We start from the raw sequence: 21653 nt of genomic DNA on the forward strand, positions 1-21653 counted from the left end.
TCAGCCTTCCCAGCCGACTTGATAGAGCTTGCCGAGGGATTTATCCAGCGCGGCGCGCACCACCGGCGAGTGCTGGTAGATGTCGACGAACTTGATCACCCGTGGGTCGGTTTTGGCTTTCGGCTGGATCACGAACTGGATCACGTATTCCGGGTGGTCGAGGCCGTCGAACAGCAGCGCCGACTCGGCATCGAAGGTCTTGGACAGGCGGATATACGCCGGATAACCCTGCACCAGGTCCGCATCGTCATACGCGCGCACCAACTGCACGGCCTCGACTTGCAGGATTTTGAGCTTCTTCGGGTTGGCGATGATGTCTTCTTCGGTGGCTTTGTAACCCACGCCCGGCTTGAGCGTGATCAGCCCCGCCTTGGCCAGCAATTGCAGGCCGCGCCCGCTGTTGATCGGGTCGTTGGCAATCGCCACGCTGGCGCCTTGGGGCAGGTCGTTGAAGGTTTTGAATTTCTTCGAATACAGCCCGACGTTGTTGATGATGCCCGGCGCATACGGCACCAGATCAAACCCGGCGGCGGCCTTGGCGTTTTCCAGGAACGGGATGTGCTGGAAGTAGTTCACGTCGATATCGCCAGCCGCCAGGCTGACGTTGGGCGCGATCCAGTCGGTGAACTCCACCAGCTCGACTTTCAAACCTTGTTTGCCAGCCTCGGCCACAGCGGCTTCCAGGGGAATCGCGAAGGCGGCGGTGGTGCCGACTTTCAGCGGCGCATCGGCGGCGAATACCGCCGAGCTGAACAACCCGAAGGCCAGGGCCAGTGCTTTGACTGGGTTGTTGAGGAATGTCTTTTTCATATTGGATTTCCAGTCATAAGGTATTAGGACCAACAATGCATATCCAATGTGGGAGGGGGCTTGCCCCCGATAGCGGTGGTTCAGTCACCTGATTCGTTGCTGATTCACCGCTATCGGGGGCAAGCCCCCTCCCACATTTTTCGATCAGTGTCGGTAGGTGGAACCGGTGTGTTGTTCGGGTAAGCGGGCGCCGGTGTGAAAGACTTTTTCCCGCAGCGTCCCCGGCTCATATTCGGTTTTGTACGACCCACGCCGCTGCAACTCCGGCACCACCAAGTCGATGAAGTCCACATAGCTTTCCGGCGTGACGATGCGCGTGAGGTTAAAACCATCCAGCCCGGTTTCACCGACCCAGGATTCCAGCTCGTCCGCCACCTGCTCGGGCGAACCGACCAGGGTGATGTAGCGCCCGCCGAGGGCGTGCTGCTCGAGCAATTTGCGCCGGGTCCAATCGTTGTTTTGCAGGTGCTGGGTGGCCGACTGGATCGCATTGCTCTTCACGTACTGGATCGGTTCGTCCAGTTCGTACTGGGAAAAATCGATCGCCGTGGACGCCGAGAAATGCGCCACGCCGGCTTCCGCGCTGGCGTAGCTCAGGTACTCGGCGTGCTTGGCCCAGGCCAGTTCCTCGGTGGCGCCAACGATGACGTTGAGGCCCATGAACACCTTGATGTCGTCCGGGTTGCGCCCGGCCGCCACGGCGCTGGCGCGCACCTTGTCCACCTGCAGCTGGGTGCTGGCCTTGTCCCGCCCGCTGATGAACACGCACTCGGCATGCTGCCCGGCGAACACCAAGCCACGCGCCGAAGTGCCGGCCTGGAACAGCAGCGGTGTGCGTTGCGGCGACGGCTCGCACAGGTGATAACCCTCCACCTGGTAGAACTCACCGTGGTGCTCGACTTTGTGGACCTTGCCCGGCTGCGCATACACCCGCGCCTGCGGATCGTTGAGCACGGCGTCATCTTCCCAACTGCCTTCCCAGAGTTTGTAGAGCACCTCCAGGTATTCGTCGGCCTGGTCGTAGCGCCGGTCATGTTCGACCTGTTCGGTCAGGCCCATGGCCTTGGCGGCGCTGTCGAGGTAGCCGGTGACGATGTTCCAGCCGACCCGGCCACGGCTCAGGTGGTCGAGCGTCGACATGCGCCGGGCGAACAGATACGGCGGCTCGTAGGTCAGGTTGGCGGTCAGGCCGAAGCCGAGGTTTTTGGTCACGGCGGCCATGGCCGAGAGCAGCAGCAACGGGTCGTTGACCGGCAGTTGGATCGACTCTTTGAGCGGCACGTCGACCGATTGCTGGTACACGTCATAGACGCCGACGATATCGGCGATGAACAACCCGTCGAACAGCCCGCGCTCCAGGGTTTGCGCCAGGTCGGTCCAATATTCGAGGGTTTTGTATTGGGTGGACGTGTCCCGTGGGTGCGTCCACAAGCCGTGATTGATATGCCCGATGCAGTTCATGTTGAAGGCATTGAGCAGGATTTTTTTCTTCGCCATTCAGAGGGTCCCCCGCAGTGGCGGTTTCTCATCGTTGAGGTAGTAATTGCCGACGGCGTGGTACTTCCAGCGCACCGGGTCGTGCAGGGTATGCACGCGGGCGTTGCGCCAGTGGCGATCGAGGCCATGCTCGGCCAGGGTCGCCTGGCTGCCGGCGAGTTCGAACAGGGTGCTGCCGGCCGCCAGGGAAATGTCGGTACTCAGGGCGCGCACTTCGGCGACCGCGATCGAGGCGGCGGCCACGGTCTGGGCGTTGCTGTCGGCCTGGGCGCGGTCGAGAAACTCACCCGCGCGTTCCAGCAAGGCTTCGGCGGCGTGCAGGCGGATGCTCAAGTGGCCGAAGCTCTTCAGCGTCAGCGGGTCTTCGCTGGCTTTGTCGTGGCCGGAGTCGATCCACGGGCGGGTCTTGGTGCGCACAAAGTGCAGCGCATCCTCGAAGGCGGCGCGGGCGATGCCGGTGTCGATGGCGGCGTGGAGGATCTGCGCCAGCGGGCCGACCGTGGTCGGGCGTTCGAAAGCGCTCTGGAACGGGATCACGTCGTGCGCCGCGACCCACACGTTGTCGAACACCACCGAACCGCTGCCGGTGGTGCGCTGGCCGAAGCCGCTCCAGTCGTCGATCACCGTCAGGCCCGGGCTGTCGCGCGGCACGAAGGCCAGGTGCTGGATACCGTGTTCATCCACCACGGACGTCGGGATGCGCTGGGCGTAGATCGCGCCCGTGGCGTAGAACTTGCGGCCGCTGATCCGAAAACCGTCGCCGTCGCGGGTGATAGCGGTCACGCGGTCATGGGCGGTCTTGGTGCCCAGTTCCGCCAGGGCATTGCCGAAGCGTTGGCCGGCGAGTACTTCGGCGTACAGGCGTTGTTGCTGCGCGGGGCTGCCGTTCACGCGCAGCACGTCGAGGGCGTAGAAATGATTTTGCGGGATCTGGCCCAGCGAGGCATCCGCCTGGGCGATCAGCGCAATGACCTTGGCCAGGGTGACGTTGGACACGCCGGCGCCGCCGTAGGCTTTCGGCACACTGATGCCCCACAGGCCGGAGCGGGAAAATACGTCCAGTTCGGGCAGCGGCAGGCGGCGCTCGCGGTCGCGTTGGGCGCTGTCGCGGCGCAAGTCGTCGGCCAGGTCACTGGCGACAATGAGGGCTTGTTCGTCGCTGGTGATAACCGCGACGTGGTGAGAAAGAGTCATGCGTATTTCTCCAGAGGTCTGGTCGGTTAAATCCAGGAGTGGCGAGCCGGCAACGTGCCGTTCAGGCGATAAGCGCCCACTGCGTGATACTTCCAGCGCACCGGGTCGTGCAGGGTGTGGACCCGTGCATTGCGCCAGTGGCGGTCGAGGTTGAATTCGGCGAGGGTGGCGCGGCTGCCGGCCAGTTCGAAGAGCTTTTCGCTGACCAGCAGAGACACTTCAGTGGTCAACACCTTGGCCTCGGCCACGGCAATCGAAGCGCGTGCGGCGGATTGCGCGGTAATCGGCGCGGCGCTGACCTGGTCCAGCACCTGGCCGGCCTTGCGCAGCAGCGCTTCGGCGGCGTGCAGTTCGATCTTCAGCTTGCCGATATCGGCGATCACATACAGGTCATCGCTGGCGCGTTCGACCTTGGCGTCGATCCATGGGCGTGAGCGTTCGCGGACGAACGCAATGGCGTCATCCAGCGCACCACGGGCGATGCCGGCGTCGATGGCGGCCTGGATCAACTGCGAGACCGCGCCCTGGATATTCGGGCTTTCGCCGAGGCGCCAGTTTTCGACCACCAGCTCTGCATCCACCGGCACCCGGTCGAGCAGCACGGTGCCGCTGGCGGTGGTGCGTTGGCCGAAACCGGACCAGTCATCGACGATGCGCAGCCCTTGCGTGCCACGGCGCACAAACGCCATGACCTGCTTACCGTCATCGTTCAGCGCCTTCACCGCGACCCAATGGGCAAACAGTGCCCCGGTGGAGTAGAACTTCTCGCCGCTGATCACGTAACCGTCGCCTTCGGCGCTGATCCGCGCCTTGAGCTCCAGGGTGTTTTTGGTGCCGCGTTCCGGGCCGCCATTACCGATGCGCCAGCCGTCGAGCACGCTTTGGAACAGCTGTTTTTTCTGGCGTTCGGTGGCGGCGCCCTGCAGCAGGTGCAGGATGCCGAAATGGTTCTGCGGGATCTGCCCGAGTGCCGGGTCGGCCGCGCTGATGATCGCGAAGACGTCGGCCAGGGTGGTGAACGACACCTGCGGGCCGCCGTACTCGCGGGGAATGGAAATACTGCCCAGCCCGCTGCGGGTGAACTGCTCGATCTGCGCCCATGGCAGCTTGCGCAGTTGGTCGCGCTTGGCGGCCTGCACGCGCGCGGCCTGGGCCAGCTCGTGGGCCGCGCTCAGCGCTTGGGCGTCGTCGCGCAGCACAGCGGCCGGCAACAGCAGGGGGGCTACGTCCAGATCACGCTGGGGGGGTGTTAGAGCCAAATTAGACATCAGCGCCGCTCCTTGGCTGCACGTAATGCCCTGGCGTTCTGCACCGGGGTAATTCTGACCATACCGACCTCGCATTCAATGAAATGAAAACAAAACAATCAGGAATGTCCGGTGGTCCGGTGTATATACCCTAAGCGTGTTAAATTTATAAATAAACTAACTTTTAGGAATATGCATAGAAGGGCCGTTACCCACGTTTCAGGGGCGACGCGGTTGATAGACCGGCGCGGCGCTGGCCGGGCGCTTCGGCGCCGCTGGCACATAGGCGGCGATGCGCAATGTGCGGGCCGGCGCCCAGCGTGAGTTATTGCCCACGCGATCGAGAATGCAGTACGTGACCTCCAGCCGGCTGTCGTCGCCGGCTTCGATAATGATCGCCGAGGGCACCCACACCTGCACCGTAATGCCGACGGTTTTGGCCTGGATTTTCGGCAGGTCCAGGCGCACATCGCCCCAGCGCAGGGTGATGGCGTCGCCGCTGGTCATGTTCAGGTAGGGTTCGATGGTCAGCGGAATGCCGCGCCGCACCTGGCTGCTGTTGACGCCGTAGCGACGAATCATGTCGGGCAGGCCCACGGGGGCGAGGTTCTGGTTTTCGTCGCGGTACAGCGCGCTCGGTTGGCCGCCTGGGTAGTTGGTCTTGACCCGCACCGTGGTCACGGCTGAGCGCGCGGGGCCGTGGCCGATCTGCATGACCTGGTAGTGAACCTGCGCATGGCCGTCCTGCACAAAACTTTCCGGCACCCGCAGTTGGGTGGCGGTGCCGACCTTGCACGCGGTGACGCGCCGTGAGTCGGCAAAGCAGTTGTTCCAGAACAGCTCGATCAGGTCACCCTCGTCCATGCCGGGGTAGGGCGCGATGTTGACTTGCAGTTGTGTCGCCGCCAGGGCATTGATGCCATTGCGAAGCGCCTGGGGCAGGGTCGGGGCAGTGAGCAGGGCCGGGGTTGCGGTGCGCGTCATAGTAATCTCCTTGATGCAGCCAGCAGCAATCGTTCCGGACCCTTGGCGCGGGAACGCGACGGGGCCGAAAGGAACGATTCAGTGAAAAGCCGGGATAGGATCCAATCCTCTGGGCGCTAGATAAGAGCGTTGGCCGGAGGGCGTCAATGGCGGCAAAAGGCTAAACGGCGGGTTTGGGAAGATTCAGAACGGTCTGACCGGGAGGGGGCATTTTAAGGGCAGTGCGGGGGGGTGTTTTACTTAGGCAGGCCGGGCGTTCTTGTAGGGTGGGAGCGGGCTCCCACCCTAGCGTTGCACCGCGTTAATGCGCGAGAAACTTGCTCAGGAACTGCTTCGTGCGTTCTTCCTTGGGGTTGGCGAACAACGCCTTGGCCTCACCTTGTTCGACGATCACGCCCTTGTCGAAGAAGATCACCCGGTTGGCGACATCCCGGGCAAAACTCATTTCGTGGGTGACGATCACCATGGTGCGGTTTTCTTCGGCGAGGCTGCGAATGGTCGCCAGCACTTCGCCCACCAGTTCCGGGTCGAGGGCCGAGGTGGGTTCGTCGAACAGAATCACTTCCGGCTCCATGGCCAACGCCCGGGCAATCGCCACGCGCTGTTGCTGGCCGCCGGAGAGGCGCCGTGGGTAGGCGTCCTCCTTACCGGCCAGGCCGACCCGGGCCAACAGCTTGCGGCCCAGGGCGGTTGCCGCCTCGCGGGGCATCTTCTTGACCACGATCGGGCCTTCGATGACGTTTTCCAGCGCGGTGCGGTGCGGGAACAGGTTGAAGTTCTGGAACACAAAACCCACGTGCTGGCGCAGGCGCCGCACCAGGCCTTGTTGCTGATTGAGCGGCTTGCTGCTGTCGATCTCGATGTCACCGACCTTGATCCGACCGCTGGTGGGGGTTTCGAGGAAGTTCAGGCAGCGCAGGAAGGTGGTCTTGCCGGAGCCGCTGGGGCCGATGATGGCGACGACTTCGCCTTCCTTGACCTCCAGGTCGATGCCGTTGAGCACCACCTGGCCGTTGAATTGCTTGGTCAGTTTTTCAACCACGATCATGCTTCAAGACTCCTGGTCATGCCGGTTGACCCGGTCTTCCAGACGATTTTGAAAATACGCCAGGATACTTGCCAGGACCCAGTAGATCAGGGCAGCGGACAGATACATGGTGAAGATTTCGAAGGTACGCGCCGACACCAGTTGCGCCTGGCGGAACAGCTCGGGCACCTGGATGGTGGCGGCCAGCGCCGTGTCCTTGACCAACGAAATAAAGCTGTTGCCCAGCGGCGGCAATGCGGTGCGCATCGCTTGCGGCAGGATGGCCCGGCGCAGGGTCTGCGCGCGGGTCATGCCGATACTGGCAGCGGCTTCCCACTGGCCGCGCTCGATGGACGAGATGGCGGCGCGCAAGATTTCACAGGCGTAGGCGGCCATGTTCAGCGAGAAGCCGATCATGGCGGCCGGGATCGGGTCCAGCTCGATGCCCACTTGCGGCAAACCGTAGTAGATCAGGAACAGCTGCACCAGCAGGGGCGTACCACGAAAGAACGACACGTAGACGCGAGCGATCCAGCGCAGCAGCATGAGGCGCGACAGGCGCATCAAGGCCAGGCCGAAGCCCAGCAGCAAGCCGAAAAACATCCCGCCGAGGCTGAGGATTACCGTGAAATACGCGCCCTTGAGCAGAAAGGGCGCGGAGTCCAGCGCGAGTTGGAAACCTGCTTCCATTATTGAGTGACGTCAGCGTTGAAGTACTTCTCGGACAGCTTCTTCAAGGTGCCGTCGGCGCGCAGTTTGTCGAGCGCCTTGTTCACTGCCTCGAGCAATTCAGGCTCGCCTTTGCGCAGGGCGATACCGGCTTCCTGGCGGGAGAAGGCGTCGCCGGCAGCGGCGGTGTCCTTGGCTTTCTTGGCGTATTCCAGCGCGGCCAGGCGGTCGATCAGAATCGCGTCGATGCGGCCGATGCGCAGGTCCTGGAACTTGGTGGGGTCATCGTTATAGGTCTTGATGATGGCTTTGGGCTGATTGTCCTTGAGCCATTGTTCGTAGTTGGTGCCCAGGCCCACACCGACTTTCTTGCCGGCCAGGTCGGCGGCGGTCTTGATGGTGTCGACGTTTTTGGCCAGGGTCAGGGCCTGGATGCCGGAGACGGTGTAAGGCTTGGAGAAGTCGTACTTCTTCTTGCGCTCGTCGGAGATGGTGACTTGGTTGACGACGGCATCCAGGCGCTTGGATTCCAGGGCGGCGAGGATACCGTCCCATGGCGTGGCTTGCAGTTTGACCTTGACGCCCAGCTCCTTGGCCAGCGCTTCCGACAACTCAACCTCGAAACCGCTGAGCTTGCCGCTTTCGTCGACAAAGCTGAACGGTGGGTAGGTGCCTTCGAGACCGATCTTGATCTCACCGGCTTTCTTGATGTTGCCCAACTGTTCGCCAGCCACGGCCTGGCCCAACCAACCAGCGCCGAGGGCCAGGCCCAGTGTGCCGACCAGCAATGTGCGACGGAATACAGAAATAGTCATGAAGAGCCCCTGTGTTGTTATGTTGAGCGAAGCAGGTGACGCGGTAGGCGTATCCTGCCTTAAAGCGCGTAGCGCGTCTTCGCCTACGGCGCGATGATAAAGCCGGTTTTTAAGACTTGAAAATAATATAAATCTAAATTTATATTCTATTTTTGAATATGTACTGAATCCAATGTGGGAGGCGGCTTGCCCCCGATAGGGCCGAGTCAGTTTATGCATGTATCACTGACCTACCGCTATCGGGGGCAAGTCGAATCGTCGCACCGCCCCTCCCACATGTTGATCCCTGTTTATTCAGTTAAATACGGCGTTGTAAGCAAACAACGCCGGCGCGCCGCCGGTATGCAGGAAAATGATTGGGCCATCCTCAAAGCGCTGACGCCCGATACCGTCCAGCAAGCCGGCCATGGCCTTGCCCGTGTAGACCGGGTCCAGCAGCAAGCCTTCCTGGCTCGCCAATAGCTTGACCGCTGAAAGGGTGCCGGCGTTCGGTTCGCCATAACGCGGGCCGAAGTATTCGTCCCACAGGATCACCTTGAAGGCCTCGGGGATGTCCACACCGAGCAACGCGGCGGTGCGTTCGGCCAGGCCCTGCACTTTTGGGAACTGCGCTTCTTCAGTGCGCGATACGGTGATGCCGATCACTGGCAACTGCGGCAGCACTTCGCTCAACGCCAGGGCCAGGCCGCTGTGGGTGCCCGCACTGCCCGAGGCCAAGACCACGGCGGCAAATTCAATCCCGCTGTCTTCGATCTGCGCGGCCAGTTCCAACCCGGCCCGCACATAGCCCAGGGCGCCGAGCGCATTGGAGCCGCCGATGGGCACCAGATATGGCTTCTTGCCGTTGCTGCGCAGGCGATCGGCGATGGCGTTGAGCTGGTCGTCGACGTTGTCGAGGTTCTCCACCAACTCGACCTTGGCGTCGAACAGCTCTAGCAGCAGACGGTTGCCGTTGCCCAGATAGTTGGGGTCTTCGGTGCCGGTGGGGTTTTCCAGCAGGGCGACGCAGCCCAGGCCCAGCTTGGCGGCCAGGGCGGCGGTCTGGCGCACGTGGTTGGACTGGATGGCGCCGGCGGTCACCAGGGTGTCGGCGCCCTGGGCGATGGCATCGGCCGCCAGGTATTCGAGTTTGCGCAGCTTGTTGCCGCCCATGGCCAGCGGCGTGGTGTCGTCGCGCTTGACGTAGATATCCCTGCCCAGCCAGGTCGACAGCCGCTCAAGTTTTTCCAGGGCGGTGGCGCCGCCCAGCAGTTCCAGACGGTTAAAGCGGTCGAGCTGTTGTTTGATCATGGCTACGCACGGTGGCTAAGTGATGGGGCGACTATAGGCAGGCACTTTTCATCGGGCAACCGCCAATCGCTTATGCTCGATGGTTCTTAGCATTGCACCATTGGTTCTTAAGGGCGCCCAGGGTGCCTATCGTAAAGTGATGGCCATTTTGTCAGGAGTGAATACCGTGAGTGAGCGTTCCAGTCATTGGCAATTACCCACCATCGTCAGCCAATTGCGCAGCGCGCGGGACCAGTGGCGAACGCGCAATGGCCGCATGAGTGGTGAGCACGGCGGTCGCGAGTTGCCCTCGCGCGAGGCCGTTGGGCAGATCCTTGAAGCGCTGTGCGGCGCACTGTTTCCGATGCGTCTGGGGCCGGTGGACCTGCGTGAAGAAAGTGAAGACTTCTACGTCGGCCACACCCTCGACGTCGCCTTGAATGCCTTGCTCGCCCAGGCGCGCCTGGAGCTGCGCTACGCCGCGCGCCAGGGCGGCCAGGATGACAGCGCGGTCGACGCCCACGCCATCCGTCTGATCCAGGATTTCGCCCTGGCCTTGCCGTCCCTGCGCAGCCTGTTGGACACCGATGTGCTGGCTGCCTACCACGGCGACCCGGCTGCGCGCAGTGTGGATGAAGTGCTGCTGTGCTATCCGGGCATTCTGGCGGTGATTCACCATCGCCTGGCCCACCATCTGTACCGCGCCGGCCTGCCTTTGTTGGCGCGCATCAGCGCAGAGATCGCCCACTCGGCCACGGGCATCGACATACACCCCGGCGCGCAGATCGGCCCGAGTTTCTTTATCGACCATGGCACGGGTGTGGTGATTGGCGAAACCGCGATCATCGGCGAGCGCGTGCGTATCTACCAGGCGGTGACGTTGGGGGCTAAGCGCTTCCCGGCGGATGAGGACGGGCAATTGCAGAAAGGCCATCCGCGGCATCCGATTGTCGAGGATGACGTGGTGATCTATGCCGGGGCGACGATCCTCGGGCGGATCACCATCGGCAAGGGCTCGACCATTGGCGGCAACGTGTGGCTGACCCGCAGCGTGCCAGCGGGGGCGAACATCACGCAGGCGAATCTGCAGCATGACGACGGCACCCAAAAGTAGCGCACACCCTTAAACATCACACCAAACCCTGTGGGAGGGGGCTTGCCCCCGATAGCGGTGGACCCGTCAATGCTTGTGCTGGCTGACCCACCGCCATCGGGGGCAAGCCCCCTCCCACAGGTTGACTGCATTTCAAATGTGAGCCGTATTGCAGTCTGCAACCGCTGGATGATTTACCTCGCCCAAATGTCATACCAATCCTTGAGCATTAGTTCCAAACTGCCTATCGATGTTCAATTTGAACGTTCGTTCATCAGCATGACGACGGCACTCAAAAGTAGCGCACACCCTTAAACATCACACAAAACCTGTGGGAGGGGGCTTGCTCCCGATAGCGGTGGACCCGTCAATGCCTGTGCTGGCTGACCCACCGCCATCGGGGGCAAGCCCCTCCCACAGGTTGACTGCATTTCAAATGTGAGCCGTATTGCAGTCTGCAACCGCTGGATGATTTACCTCGCCCAAATGTCATACCAATCCTTGAGCATTAGTTCCAAACCGCCTATCCATGTTCAATTTGAACGTTCGTTCATCAGCATGACGACGGCACTCAAAAGTAGCGCACACCCTTAAACATCACACCAAACCCTGTGGGAGGGGGCTTGCTCCCGATAGCGGTGGACCCGTCAATGCCTGTGCTGGCTGACCCACCGCCATCGGGGGCAAGCCCCCTCCCACAGGTTGACTGCATTTCAAATGTGAGCCGTATTTCAGCCAGCAACCGCTGAACGATTTGCCTCGCCCAAGCGTCATACCAATCCTTGAGCCAGTGTAGGAATCATCTACCACTCAGCCCTGCGATTAGTCCAAAACCGCCTATCCATGTTTAACTTGAACGCTCGTTCAAGTTAAATCGGTGGTTCGCTGCCCGCTCACAACAGGAGGCTTACCTTTGCTGAGTCCGTTATACACAGCCACATCTCACACCCCCGGGGTGCATCGTTCATGAGTGCGCCGACCACCCCACCCAGCGGTCTGGTGCGCATGAATGCGCCCGTGTTCTATTTCGCCGCAAGTTTCATCCTGCTGTTTGGCATCACCGTTATTGCAATCCCGCAACAGGCCGGTGCCTGGCTGCTGGCGGCGCAAAACTGGGCGGCCAATACGGTCGGCTGGTACTACATGCTCGCGATGACCCTGTATCTGGTCTTCGTGGTGGTCACCGCGCTATCGGGCTACGGCAAGATAAAACTCGGTGCCGACCACGACGAGCCCGAATTCAGTTACCTGTCCTGGGCCGGCATGCTGTTCGCCGCCGGGATCAGCATCACGCTGTTTTTCTTCTGCGTCTCCGAGCCGCTCACGCACCTGGTGCAACCGCCCCAGGGCGCGGCGATGAACGCCGACGCTGCACGCCAGGCCATGCAGATCCTGTTTCTGCACTGGGGCCTGCACGGTTGGGGTGTGTTCGCCTTCGTCGGCATGGCCCTGGCGTACTTCGCCTATCGGCATAACCTGCCGCTGGCGTTGCGCTCGGCGCTGTACCCGCTGATCGGCAAGCGCATCAACGGCCCGATCGGCTACGCCGTGGACGGCTTCGGCATCATCGCCACGGTGTTCGGTCTCGGTGCTGACATGGGCTTCGGTGTGCTGCACCTCAACTCCGGTCTCGATTACCTGTTTGGCATTGCCCACACCCAGTGGATTCAGGTGGGCTTGATCACCCTGATGATGGGCGCGGCGATCCTGGTGGCGGTGGCCGGTGTGGACAAGGGCGTGCGCGTGATGTCCGACATCAACATGCTGCTGGCCTGTGCGCTGCTGCTGTTCGTGCTGTTCGCCGGGCCCACCCAGCACTTGCTCAACACCCTGATCCAGAACATCGGTGACTACCTCGGCGCGCTGCCGACCAAGAGTTTCGACGTGTACGCCTACGACAAGCCGAGCGACTGGCTGGGGGGCTGGACGGTGTTCTATTGGGCCTGGTGGATTGCATGGTCGCCGTTCGTGGGCCTGTTTATCGCGCGCATTTCCCGTGGCCGTACCATCCGCGAGTTCGTGTTCGGCGTGCTGCTGATCCCGCTGGGTTTCACCCTGGCGTGGATGTCGATCTTCGGCAACAGCGCCATCGACCAGGTGCTCAATCACGGGTTGACCGCGCTCGGCCAGTCGGCCATCGATGACCCGTCGATGAGCCTCTACCTGCTGCTGGAAACCTACCCGTGGAGCAAGACGGTGATCGCGGTCACGGTGTTTATCAGCTTCGTGTTCTTCGTCACCTCCGCCGACTCCGGCACTGTGGTGCTCTCCACCCTGTCGTCCAAAGGCGGCAACGCCGATCAAGACGGGCCGAAGTGGCTGCGGGTGTTCTGGGGCGCGATGACCGCGCTGGTGACCAGTGCCTTGCTGTTTGCCGGGAGCATCGATTCGCTGAAGTCGGCGGTGGTGCTGACCTCGTTGCCGTTCTCGTTGATCCTGCTGCTGATGATGTGGGGGCTGCACAAGGCCTTCTACCTCGAATCGCAGAAGCAGATCGCCCAGTTGCATTCGTTGGCCCCGGTGTCTGCGGCGGGCAAGGGTCGTGGCGGCTGGCGTCAGCGTTTGAGCCAGGCGGTGCATTTCCCGTCGCGCGATGAGGTGTATCGCTTCCTTGAGTCGACGGTGCGCCCGGCGATTGAAGAAGTGACCGCCGTGTTCGTCGAGAAGGGCCTGAGTGTGGTGACCCAGCCTGACCCGTCCAACGACAGCGTCAGCCTGGAAATCGGCCATGGCGAAGAGCACCCGTTTGTCTACCAGGTGCAAATGCGCGGCTACTTCACACCGTCGTTTGCCCGTGGCGGCATGGGCTCCAAGGAGCTCAATAACCGTCGCTACTACCGGGCAGAAGTGCACTTGAGCGAGGGCAGCCAGGACTACGATCTGGTGGGCTACACCAAGGAGCAGATCATCAACGACATCCTCGACCAGTACGAGCGCCACCTGCAGTTCCTGCACTTGGTGCGGTGACGTCCAAGGCCCTGTTCCCGAGTGGGCAGGGCTCGCTTCACTTCACGCCAAGCCCCGTAATGCGGGGCTTTCTTAAATTTAATTTCATGTGCCCCAACCGCGTTTTGACGCGCAACTGTCATCTGGCCACTGCGTAATTGTGTGAAGCGTTTGACGCTTTCATTTCAGAACAGTGACGGAGACCGGTAACAATGAAGACGTTATTAAGCCCCATGGTGGGTGTCGCCATGGCGAGCTTTATGCTGTCCGCCCATGCCGATTTTATCGATGACAGCCACGCCGATGTGACCCTGCTCAACCGCTATCTCAACCAGCAGGGGCGTGACGTGGTCGGCAGCAACGCCAAGGCCCATAGCATTCGTGATTGGGGCCAGGGTTTCGAGTTCAACTTCAAGTCCGGCTACACCGAGGGCCCCGTGGGTTTCGGCCTCGACTTGCAGGCGTTCTACGGTTTGAAACTGGACTCCGGCGGCGACCTCAATGACAAAGACCACCAGGGCCGCTACCCCGGCAGCATGTTCCCGCTGGACAACGGCAAATCCGCTGACCAGTTCGGCGTGCTGAGCCCAACGTTCAAGACGCGCTTCGCCAAGGATGAACTGCGGATCGGTACGCTGTATGGCAACAACCCGGTGCTGGCCAACACCGACGGCCGCCTGTACCAGCAGACCAACACCGGTGTGCAACTGGTCTCCAAGGACCTCACCGACTTCACCTTCACCGGTGGCGATATCTTCAAGACCAAGATCCGCAATGAAACCGGCGACCAGGGCATGATCACCGCCGGCGGCACCAAGGAGAGCGATCGCTTCCTCTTCGGCGGTGCCGACTACACCGGCTTGCCGGGCACCACCGTCAGCCTGTGGTATTCCAACCTTGAGGATTACTACCAACAGTTCTTCCTCGGTGCCAAGCGCCATGACGCCTTGTCGGTCGGTGCGATCGACACCGATGTGCGTATGTTCCGCAGCCTGGGGGTGGGCGGTAACGCCGATGGCGACAAGAATTATTCGGCGGCGGGTGTCTATGGCGATGGGGTGAACAAGGGCCGCATCAACCAGTCCACCGTCAGCCTGTTGGAAAGCTACAGCCTGGACGGTCACACCGTCGGTCTCGGCATCCAGAAAAACAGCGGCAGCAGCGACTTCCCGTACCTGGATTCCGGCCTGAACAGCGGCGACAACCGTCAGGGCCCAGGCTCAGGTGCCGACACCCCGGCGCTGACCAACATGCAGTTGAACAAATTCCAGCACGCCGGCGAACGCACCTGGCTGGCGCAGTATAAATATGACTTCGGCAAACTGGGCCTCAACGGTCTGACATTCTCCGCCGCCTATGCCCATGGCGATGACATCCGCACCGCACAGGGCACTACCAGCGAATGGGAACGCAACGTTGCCGTGGCCTACCAAGTGCCGACCGGCACCCTCAAGGGCCTGGGCGTGACCTGGAAAAATGCCCACGCCAGCCCGGACATTACCGGTGCCACCGTGCAGGATGAAAACCGCTTTTATGTCAGCTATGTCGTTCCACTTTGGTAGGCGTTTGCTGTAAAACGGAAGGGCAACGTTAAGCGATTCAGCTGCTTAAAAGGCCTGGGAATAGGCTTATTCCCAGGCCTTATTTGCCCCCGTCCAAGAGAGGATTCGATGACTTATATCGCTGCCGAAAACCGCTATGAATCTATTCCTTATCGCCGCGTCGGCCGCAGTGGCTTGGTGCTGCCGGCGCTGTCCCTGGGGCTGTGGCACAACTTTGGCGACAGCACTCCGATTGATACCCAGCGCGCCCTGCTGCGCACCGCGTTCGACTTAGGCATCAACCACTTCGACCTGGCCAACAACTATGGCCCGCCGTATGGCAGCGCCGAGATCAACTTCGGGCGTTTGCTGCGCGAAGACTTCAAGCACTACCGCGACGAATTGATCATCTCCAGCAAGGCCGGCTGGGACATGTGGCCCGGCCCATATGGCCAGGGCGGCGGTTCGCGCAAATACATCCTGGCGAGCCTGGACCAGAGCCTGCAACGCCTGGGCGTCGACTACGTGGATATTTTCTATTCGCACCGCTTCGACGCCGACACACCCCTGGAAGAAACCGCCAGCGCCCTTGCCACCGCCGTGCAACAAGGCAAGGCGTTGTACATTGGTATTTCCTCCTACTCCGGGGTGAAAACCCGCGAAATCGCAGCCCTGCTCAACGAGTGGAAAGTCCCGCTGCTGATCCACCAACCGGCCTACAACCTGCTCAACCGCTGGGTGGAAAAAGACCTGCTCGACACCACCGAAGCCCTCGGTGCCGGGGTGATCGCGTTCACGCCGTTGGCCCAGGGGCTGTTGACCGACAAGTACCTCAATGGTGTGCCGGCCGATGCGCGGGTGAATCGCCCCGGTGGCGGTTCGTTGCAGGCCAAGCACCTGTCCGAAGCCAACATCGCTCACGTGCGTGCGCTGAATGAAATCGCCAAGCGCCGCGGCCAAAGCCTGGCCCAACTGGCCTTGGCCTGGACCCTGCGTGACCCACGGGTGACCAGTGCGCTGATCGGCGCGAGCCGGCCGGAGCAGATTATTGAAAACGTCGGGGCGCTGAAGAACCTGAGTTTCACCGTCGAGGAACTGGCGGAGATCGATCGGTTTGCGCTGGAAGGCGGGATTAACTTGTGGGAAAAGCCATCGACGGCTGAATAACCTGGCAGCACACAGTCAATGTGGGAGGGGGCAAGCCCCCTCCCACATTTGATTTTCAGTGTGGCGACTCTCGTGTTCGGCTCAGAACGGCACATCCCCCAAAATCGTCGCCCGGTGCATCACCCGCCGCTGCGGCCGGTAGTCATCCACCGCGTAATGCTGGGTGACGCGGTTATCCCAGAACGCCACGTCATTCTCCTGCCAGCGCCAGCGAATCGTGAACTCCGGGCGTGTCGCGTGGGCGAACAGCAGCTTCAAGATCGCCTCGCTTTCCGCCGGTTCCAGTTCATTGATTTTGGTGGTGAAGCCCTCGCTGACAAACAGCGACTTGCGCCCGCTTACCGGGTGGGTGCGCACCACCGGGTGCGTCAGCGGTGGGTTCTTCTTGCGGGTTTCTTCCCAGCGCGCCAGGTCTTCGGCAGTGTTGCCAAAGCGCTCCAGCGGGAAGGATTTGATGAAGTCGTGCGTGGCGGTGAGCCCATCGAGCAGCCCCCTCAACGGCTCGGACAGGGCCGCATACGCGGCAATCCCGCTGGCCCACAACGTGTCGCCACCAAACGCCGGCAGCAATTTGGCACTCAGCACCGCACCGAGGGCCGGAGTCGGCAGGAAGGTCACGTCGGTGTGCCATACGGCGTTGTCACGCACGTCGGTGACGGCGGTATCGAGGATCAGTACTTCGGGCTGTTCCGGCACGTTAGGGTAGATCGGATGAATGTGCAGGTCGCCGAAGTTCGCCGCGAAACGTGCTTGTTGCTGCGGGGTGAGCGGCTGGTCACGGAAGAACAGCACCGAATGGGTGAGCAACGCCTGTTCGATGGCGTCGCGCTGTTCGGGGTTCAGCGGCTGGGTGATATCGACGCCACTGATCTGGGCGCCAAGGGCGGTGCTTAATGGGGTAACGGTCAGGCGGCTCATGGGGTTCTCATCACTCAGTGTGCCTGGCCATGCCACGGCACTAATTTACGCTGCAGGGCACGCAGGCCCATTTCCATGGCGAAGGCGATCAGCGCGATCACCAGAATCCCCAGCACCACCACATCGGTGACCAGGAACTGCGCCGCCGACTGCACCATGAAGCCCAGGCCGCTGGTGGCGGCGATCAGCTCGGCGGCGACCAATGTCGACCAGCCCACGCCCAGCCCGATGCGCACACCGGTGAGGATGTCGGGCAGGGCGCTCGGCAGGATCACGTGGCGAATCAGTTGGGCGCGCGTGGCGCCCAACGACTGCGCGGCACGCAGCTTGGCCGGGTCGACCGTGCGCACGCCGGTCGCGGTGGCGATGGCGATCGGCGCAAAGATCGCCAAGTAGATCAGCAGCACCTTGGACAGCTCGCCGATGCCGCACCAGATCACGATCAGCGGCAGGTAGGCCAGGGGTGGAATCGGCCGGTAGAACTCAATCAGCGGGTCGAGAATGCCCCGGGCGATACGATTCGAGCCGATGGCAATTCCCACCGGCACCGCGGTCAGCACCGCAAAACCCAGGCCCAAGCCGATGCGGCCGAGGCTCGCGCCGAGGTGCTGCCACAAGGTGGAGTCCATGTAGCCCGTGGTCGCCAGCAACCAGCCTTTTTGCAGCACGGCGGACGGCGGCGGCAGGAAGAGCGGTTCGATCTGGCCGCTGGCGGTCACCGCCCACCAGATCGCCAGCAAGGCGATCAGCGTCAGCAGGCTGATCCAGCGTGTGCTGAGGCTGCGCCGCAGCGGGATAACCGCGTGCGCCACCGGCTTGGCGGCCGTGGCGGGAAGTTCGTAGCTGCTCATGCGCACACCTGCCGTTGGGAGAACACTTTGCCCAGTACGTGTTCGCGGGTTTCGATAAAGCGCGGGTCGGATTTGATCGCTCGCGCAGACTCGCCGGCGGCATAGCGCTGGCCGAAATCCAGGTGCAGGCGCTCGACGATCTGACCGGGGTTGGGTGCCAGCAGGATCAAATCGGTGGCGAGAAATACCGCTTCTTCGATGTCGTGGGTAATCAGGAACACCGGCTTGGCCGTGCGCCGCCAGACTTGCAGCAGCAGCTCCTGCATCTGTTCGCGGGTGAACGCATCGAGGGCGCCGAAGGGTTCGTCCATCAGCAGCACACGCGGGTCTGCCGCCAGAGCGCGGGCCAGGCCGACACGTTGCTTCTGGCCGCCGGACAGTTGCCAGATGCGGCGGCTGTCGAAACCGGCCAGGTCCACCAGTGCGAGCATTTCCCGGGCGCGCACTTCGCGTTGAGCCTTGCTCACGCCGGCCAGCTCCAGGCCGAAGCCGACATTGGCCAGCACGTCCTGCCAGGGCAGCAGGGCATCGTCCTGGAACACCACGCCGCGCTCGGCACTCGGGCCTTTGACCGGCACGCCATCGAGGCTGATGCGCCCGGCAGAGGGTTCGACAAAACCGGCAATCAAGTTCAACAGCGACGTCTTGCCACTGCCGGACGGGCCGAGGGCCACCAGCAATTGCTGGGGCCCAAGTTCGAGTGAAATGTCAGACAGTACCGGTTCTGTGGCGCCTGGGTACTGTGCGCTGATGCGCTCCAGTTGTAGCAAGGCCATCGCGATGAACTCCTGATCAGTGGGTAATGAACTTGGCGCTGATATAGGGGGCGTAGTCCGGCAGCACCGCTTCGACCTTGCCTTGTTCCTTGAGGAACGCCGCGGTATCCGTCACTGCCTTGGTGGTTGGCGCGCCCAGCAGGGTCACCTGCTCAGCGGCCAGCGGGTAGACATTGCCTTGCAGCAGCGCAGGGATGTCGCTGGCCTTGGCGCCGGAGAGCTTCACCAGCTTGTCGACGTTGGCTTTGTCGGCGAGCCAGGCTTGTGGGTCTTTGCGGTATGCGGCGTAGGCATCCAGGGTGACTTTGGCGAAAGCGCTGACGATTTCCGGGTGCTTCTCGGCGAAGTCCTTACGCACGATCCACGCGTCGAAGGTCGGCGCGCCGAACGTGGCCAGCTCGCCGGAAGTGATCAGCACCTTGCCGTTTTCCTTGGCCACGCCCAGGGCCGGGTCCCACACGTAGGTGGCGTCGATATCACCGCGCTTCCAGGCGGCGATGATGGCTGGCGGCGCTAGGTTGAGGATGGTCACTTTCGACGGGTCGATGTTCCAGTGCTTCAGCGCGGCCAGCAGGCTGTAGTGGCCGGTGGAAACGAACGGCACGGCGACTTTTTTGCCGATCAGGTCCTGCGGGCTGTTGATCCCCGAACCGTTGCGCGCCACCAGGGCTTCGGCACCGCCAATCTGGGTGGCGACGAGGAAGGTCTGCACCGGCACTTTGCGCGTGATGGCTGCGGTCAGCGGGCTGGAACCGAGGTAGCCGATCTGCACGTCGCCGGACGCGATGGCGGCGATGATGTCGGCGCCGTTGTCGAATTTGCGCCAGTCGATCTTGGCGTTCGTGGCTTTTTCATACGCACCGTCGGCCTGGGCGACTTTCGCCGGGTCCACGGTGGTCTGGTAGGCGATGGTCACATCCGTCGCCTGGGCAAACAGGCTGGCACCGGCCAGGGACAACGCGGCCAATAGGCGCAGAGGGGTAAGCAGTTTCAAGGGGAAGCTCCTCAATCAGGCCGCCGAGAATCGGCATGTGAGGAGACTAAATGATCTAAGAACTCGAAAATAAATAACTTTTTCGAATTAGCTTATGAGGAGAAGAGTGGAGGGGATTCTTCACCCCAATGAGGACAAATGTGGGAGGGGGCAAGCCCCCTCCCACATTAGAGCTCATTCCCCTGAGGGAACGAGTTCGGCGTTTAGTTGCTGATCGCGAGGATGCTGGCCTGGTACGAGCCGACAAACACATCGAAATCGCCCACTTCGTTCTGCTCCAGTTCCGCCTGTTGCGCCAGCGAGGTGCGCGCCAGTTCTTCAAAGTGCGCCTGCTCTGCGGCCGGCAGCGGCTCCTTGCGGAAATACTCGGCATGCACCTCGCTCTGGTGCAGGGAGAACTGCGCAAAACTTTCCTTGCGCTCGGCCATCGCGGCCAGCACCTGGGCCGACGGCGTCAGGGACGGGTCGTTGACCTTGGCCAACTGGGCGTCCAGTGCCTGGCTGTGTTCGGTAATGCCGTGACTCTCGTCGAGCAGGGCGGCCAACGGTGCGATCTTTTCCAGCAACTCGGTGGCCCATTCCTTCATGTCCACCGCCTGGCCCTTGCGCTGCAGTTGCAGACCCGGACGCCGGCCTTCCTTGACCACGCTGAGGAAGTTCGACGTGGCGTTGCCGCACTCGTTGTCGGCGAACAGCGGGCTGTCGTTCAGCGCGCAATACAGCAGGAACGCATCGAGGAAACGCGACTCCTGCAGGTCGATACCCATCGGCAGGAACGGGTTGATGTCCAGGCAGCGCACTTCGATGTACTGGATGCCACGGGCCATCAGCGCCTGGATCGGCCGCTCGCCGGTGTAAGTCACACGCTTGGGACGGATGTTGGAGTAGTACTCGTTTTCGATCTGCAGGATGTTGGTGTTGAGTTGCACCCACTCGCCGTCCTTGTGGGTGCCGACTTCGACATAAGGCGCGTAGGGCGTTGCCACCGCTTCGCGCAGGCTGTCGGTGTAGCTGGCCAAATCGTTGTAGCACGGTGTCAGGCCGGCCTGGGCGTTGCTCTGGTAACCCAGGTCGCTCATGCGCAGGCTGGTGGCATACGGCAGGTACAAGGTGTCGGCATCCAGCACGTCCAACTGGTGCGAACGGCCGCGCAGGAAGCCTGCGTCCAGTGCCGGCGAGGCACCGAACAGGTACATCAGCAGCCAACTGTTGCGGCGGAAGTTACGGATCAGGGCGATATAGGCGTTGGACTGATAGTCGCGATCGGTGCCGACAAACCCTTCCGCTTCCTTGAGCAGCGGCCACAGTTGTTCCGGCAGGGAAAAGTTGTAGTGGATACCGGCAATGCACTGCATGGTCTTGCCGTAACGCAGGGCCAGGCCCTTGCGATACACGTACTTGAGCTGTCCGATATTGGAGGTGCCGTAGTAGGCAATCGGAATGTCTTCCTCGGCCGGCAACGGGCACGGCATCGAGGGGCTCCACAGGTATTCGCTGCCGAGCTTGCTGTAGGCAAAGCGATGGATCTTGTCCAGATTGCTCAGGGTATCGGCCGGGTTGGGCAGGGCTGGGGTGATGAACTCCAGCAACGATTCCGAGTAGTCGGTGGTGATCTGTTCGTGGGTCAGCGCGGCGCCCAGGGCTTCGGGGTGCGGCGTCTGCGCCAGGCGACCTTCATGGGTGACACGCAGGCATTCGCGCTCGATGCCGTGCAAGCAATGCTCCAGCAGGGAGAGGTGTTCGCGCTTGCCGAGCAGGGCCAGGCGGCGGTTGAGAAGTTCGCTCAAGTTGGATTCCTTCACGCGTCAGTCGCCCCAATATGGGGGTGGGCAGGACGGTCTACAAGGGTGAAGTT

The 21653-nt window shown here is 62.0% G+C and carries 18 protein-coding genes; 4 read left to right on the top strand and 14 right to left on the bottom strand.

Annotation, left to right across the window (positions count from 1 at the left end; all coding sequences use genetic code 11):
- From ACS5Q8_RS01130 to ACS5Q8_RS01170, 9 genes are all read right to left on the bottom strand, one after another.
- Positions 1 to 810: a MetQ/NlpA family ABC transporter substrate-binding protein gene (locus ACS5Q8_RS01130; RefSeq protein WP_247395703.1), complete on the bottom strand. Its 810-nt coding sequence runs from the start codon at positions 808 to 810 to the stop codon at positions 1 to 3.
- 144 nt (positions 811 to 954) lie between these two features.
- A complete protein-coding gene (locus ACS5Q8_RS01135; RefSeq protein WP_276195808.1) occupies positions 955 to 2307 on the bottom strand; it encodes an LLM class flavin-dependent oxidoreductase in 1353 nt (450 codons plus the stop codon).
- Positions 2308 to 3501 (bottom strand): SfnB family sulfur acquisition oxidoreductase, encoded by a 1194-nt coding sequence (locus tag ACS5Q8_RS01140; protein WP_465159758.1) that lies wholly within the window; start codon positions 3499 to 3501, stop codon positions 2308 to 2310. It lies immediately after the preceding gene.
- Positions 3502 to 3527: 26 nt separating this feature from the next.
- A complete protein-coding gene (locus ACS5Q8_RS01145; protein ID WP_276195812.1) occupies positions 3528 to 4769 on the bottom strand; it encodes an SfnB family sulfur acquisition oxidoreductase in 1242 nt (413 codons plus the stop codon).
- Positions 4770 to 4967: 198 nt separating this feature from the next.
- The gene (locus ACS5Q8_RS01150; protein ID WP_465159759.1) at positions 4968 to 5732 is read right to left on the bottom strand and encodes a hypothetical protein; all 765 of its coding nucleotides are present in this window, start codon (positions 5730 to 5732) and stop codon (positions 4968 to 4970) included.
- Positions 5733 to 6033: 301 nt separating this feature from the next.
- Positions 6034 to 6780, bottom strand: coding sequence for an L-cystine ABC transporter ATP-binding protein TcyN (gene tcyN / locus ACS5Q8_RS01155; RefSeq protein WP_247406662.1), 747 nt, complete (start codon positions 6778 to 6780; stop codon positions 6034 to 6036).
- Positions 6781 to 6783: 3 nt separating this feature from the next.
- Positions 6784 to 7449: a cystine ABC transporter permease gene (gene tcyL, locus ACS5Q8_RS01160; protein WP_465159760.1), complete on the bottom strand. Its 666-nt coding sequence runs from the start codon at positions 7447 to 7449 to the stop codon at positions 6784 to 6786.
- The gene (gene tcyJ / locus ACS5Q8_RS01165) at positions 7449 to 8243 is read right to left on the bottom strand and encodes a cystine ABC transporter substrate-binding protein (protein WP_443696066.1); all 795 of its coding nucleotides are present in this window, start codon (positions 8241 to 8243) and stop codon (positions 7449 to 7451) included. The genes tcyL and tcyJ overlap by 1 nt, the downstream gene beginning before the upstream one ends.
- A gap of 294 nt (positions 8244 to 8537) precedes the next feature.
- On the bottom strand, positions 8538 to 9533 hold the full coding sequence (locus ACS5Q8_RS01170) for a D-cysteine desulfhydrase (protein WP_247406665.1): 996 nt from the start codon (positions 9531 to 9533) through the stop codon (positions 8538 to 8540).
- Positions 9534 to 9699: 166 nt separating this feature from the next.
- Between ACS5Q8_RS01170 and epsC the strand changes: the two genes are divergently transcribed.
- The 4 genes from epsC (at position 9700) to mgrA (ending at position 16259) form a co-directional block, all read left to right on the top strand.
- Entirely contained in the window at positions 9700 to 10626 is a 927-nt protein-coding gene (epsC, locus tag ACS5Q8_RS01175; RefSeq protein ID WP_253392577.1) for a serine O-acetyltransferase EpsC, read from the top strand.
- A gap of 984 nt (positions 10627 to 11610) precedes the next feature.
- A complete protein-coding gene (gene betT, locus ACS5Q8_RS01180; RefSeq protein ID WP_465160345.1) occupies positions 11611 to 13572 on the top strand; it encodes a choline transporter BetT in 1962 nt (653 codons plus the stop codon).
- A 212-nt stretch (positions 13573 to 13784) separates the two neighbouring features.
- Positions 13785 to 15113, top strand: a complete 1329-nt coding sequence (locus ACS5Q8_RS01185) for an OprD family outer membrane porin (RefSeq protein ID WP_276197881.1) — start codon at positions 13785 to 13787, stop codon at positions 15111 to 15113.
- A gap of 108 nt (positions 15114 to 15221) precedes the next feature.
- Positions 15222 to 16259 (top strand): L-glyceraldehyde 3-phosphate reductase, encoded by a 1038-nt coding sequence (gene mgrA, locus ACS5Q8_RS01190; protein ID WP_276195816.1) that lies wholly within the window; start codon positions 15222 to 15224, stop codon positions 16257 to 16259.
- An 81-nt stretch (positions 16260 to 16340) separates the two neighbouring features.
- On the opposite strand, the gene tauD is transcribed toward mgrA, so the two are convergent.
- The 5 genes from tauD to gshA form a co-directional block, all read right to left on the bottom strand.
- Positions 16341 to 17177 carry a taurine dioxygenase gene (gene tauD / locus ACS5Q8_RS01195; RefSeq protein ID WP_443696792.1) on the bottom strand — a complete coding sequence of 279 codons (837 nt, stop codon included), beginning with the start codon at positions 17175 to 17177 and terminating at the stop codon, positions 16341 to 16343.
- Positions 17178 to 17191: 14 nt separating this feature from the next.
- Complete coding sequence (gene tauC, locus ACS5Q8_RS01200) at positions 17192 to 18028, bottom strand: taurine ABC transporter permease TauC (protein ID WP_426101817.1); 837 nt, start codon at positions 18026 to 18028, stop codon at positions 17192 to 17194.
- Positions 18025 to 18804: a taurine ABC transporter ATP-binding subunit gene (gene tauB, locus ACS5Q8_RS01205; protein ID WP_253392582.1), complete on the bottom strand. Its 780-nt coding sequence runs from the start codon at positions 18802 to 18804 to the stop codon at positions 18025 to 18027. Before tauB ends, tauC begins: the two co-directional genes overlap by 4 nt.
- A gap of 16 nt (positions 18805 to 18820) precedes the next feature.
- On the bottom strand, positions 18821 to 19798 hold the full coding sequence (gene tauA / locus ACS5Q8_RS01210) for a taurine ABC transporter substrate-binding protein (RefSeq protein ID WP_276195818.1): 978 nt from the start codon (positions 19796 to 19798) through the stop codon (positions 18821 to 18823).
- A gap of 203 nt (positions 19799 to 20001) precedes the next feature.
- Entirely contained in the window at positions 20002 to 21585 is a 1584-nt protein-coding gene (gene gshA, locus ACS5Q8_RS01215; RefSeq protein WP_247402328.1) for a glutamate--cysteine ligase, read from the bottom strand.
- Positions 21586 to 21653: the final 68 nt, after the last annotated feature.

It is taken from the genome of Pseudomonas sp. PAMC25584 (assembly GCF_058135675.1).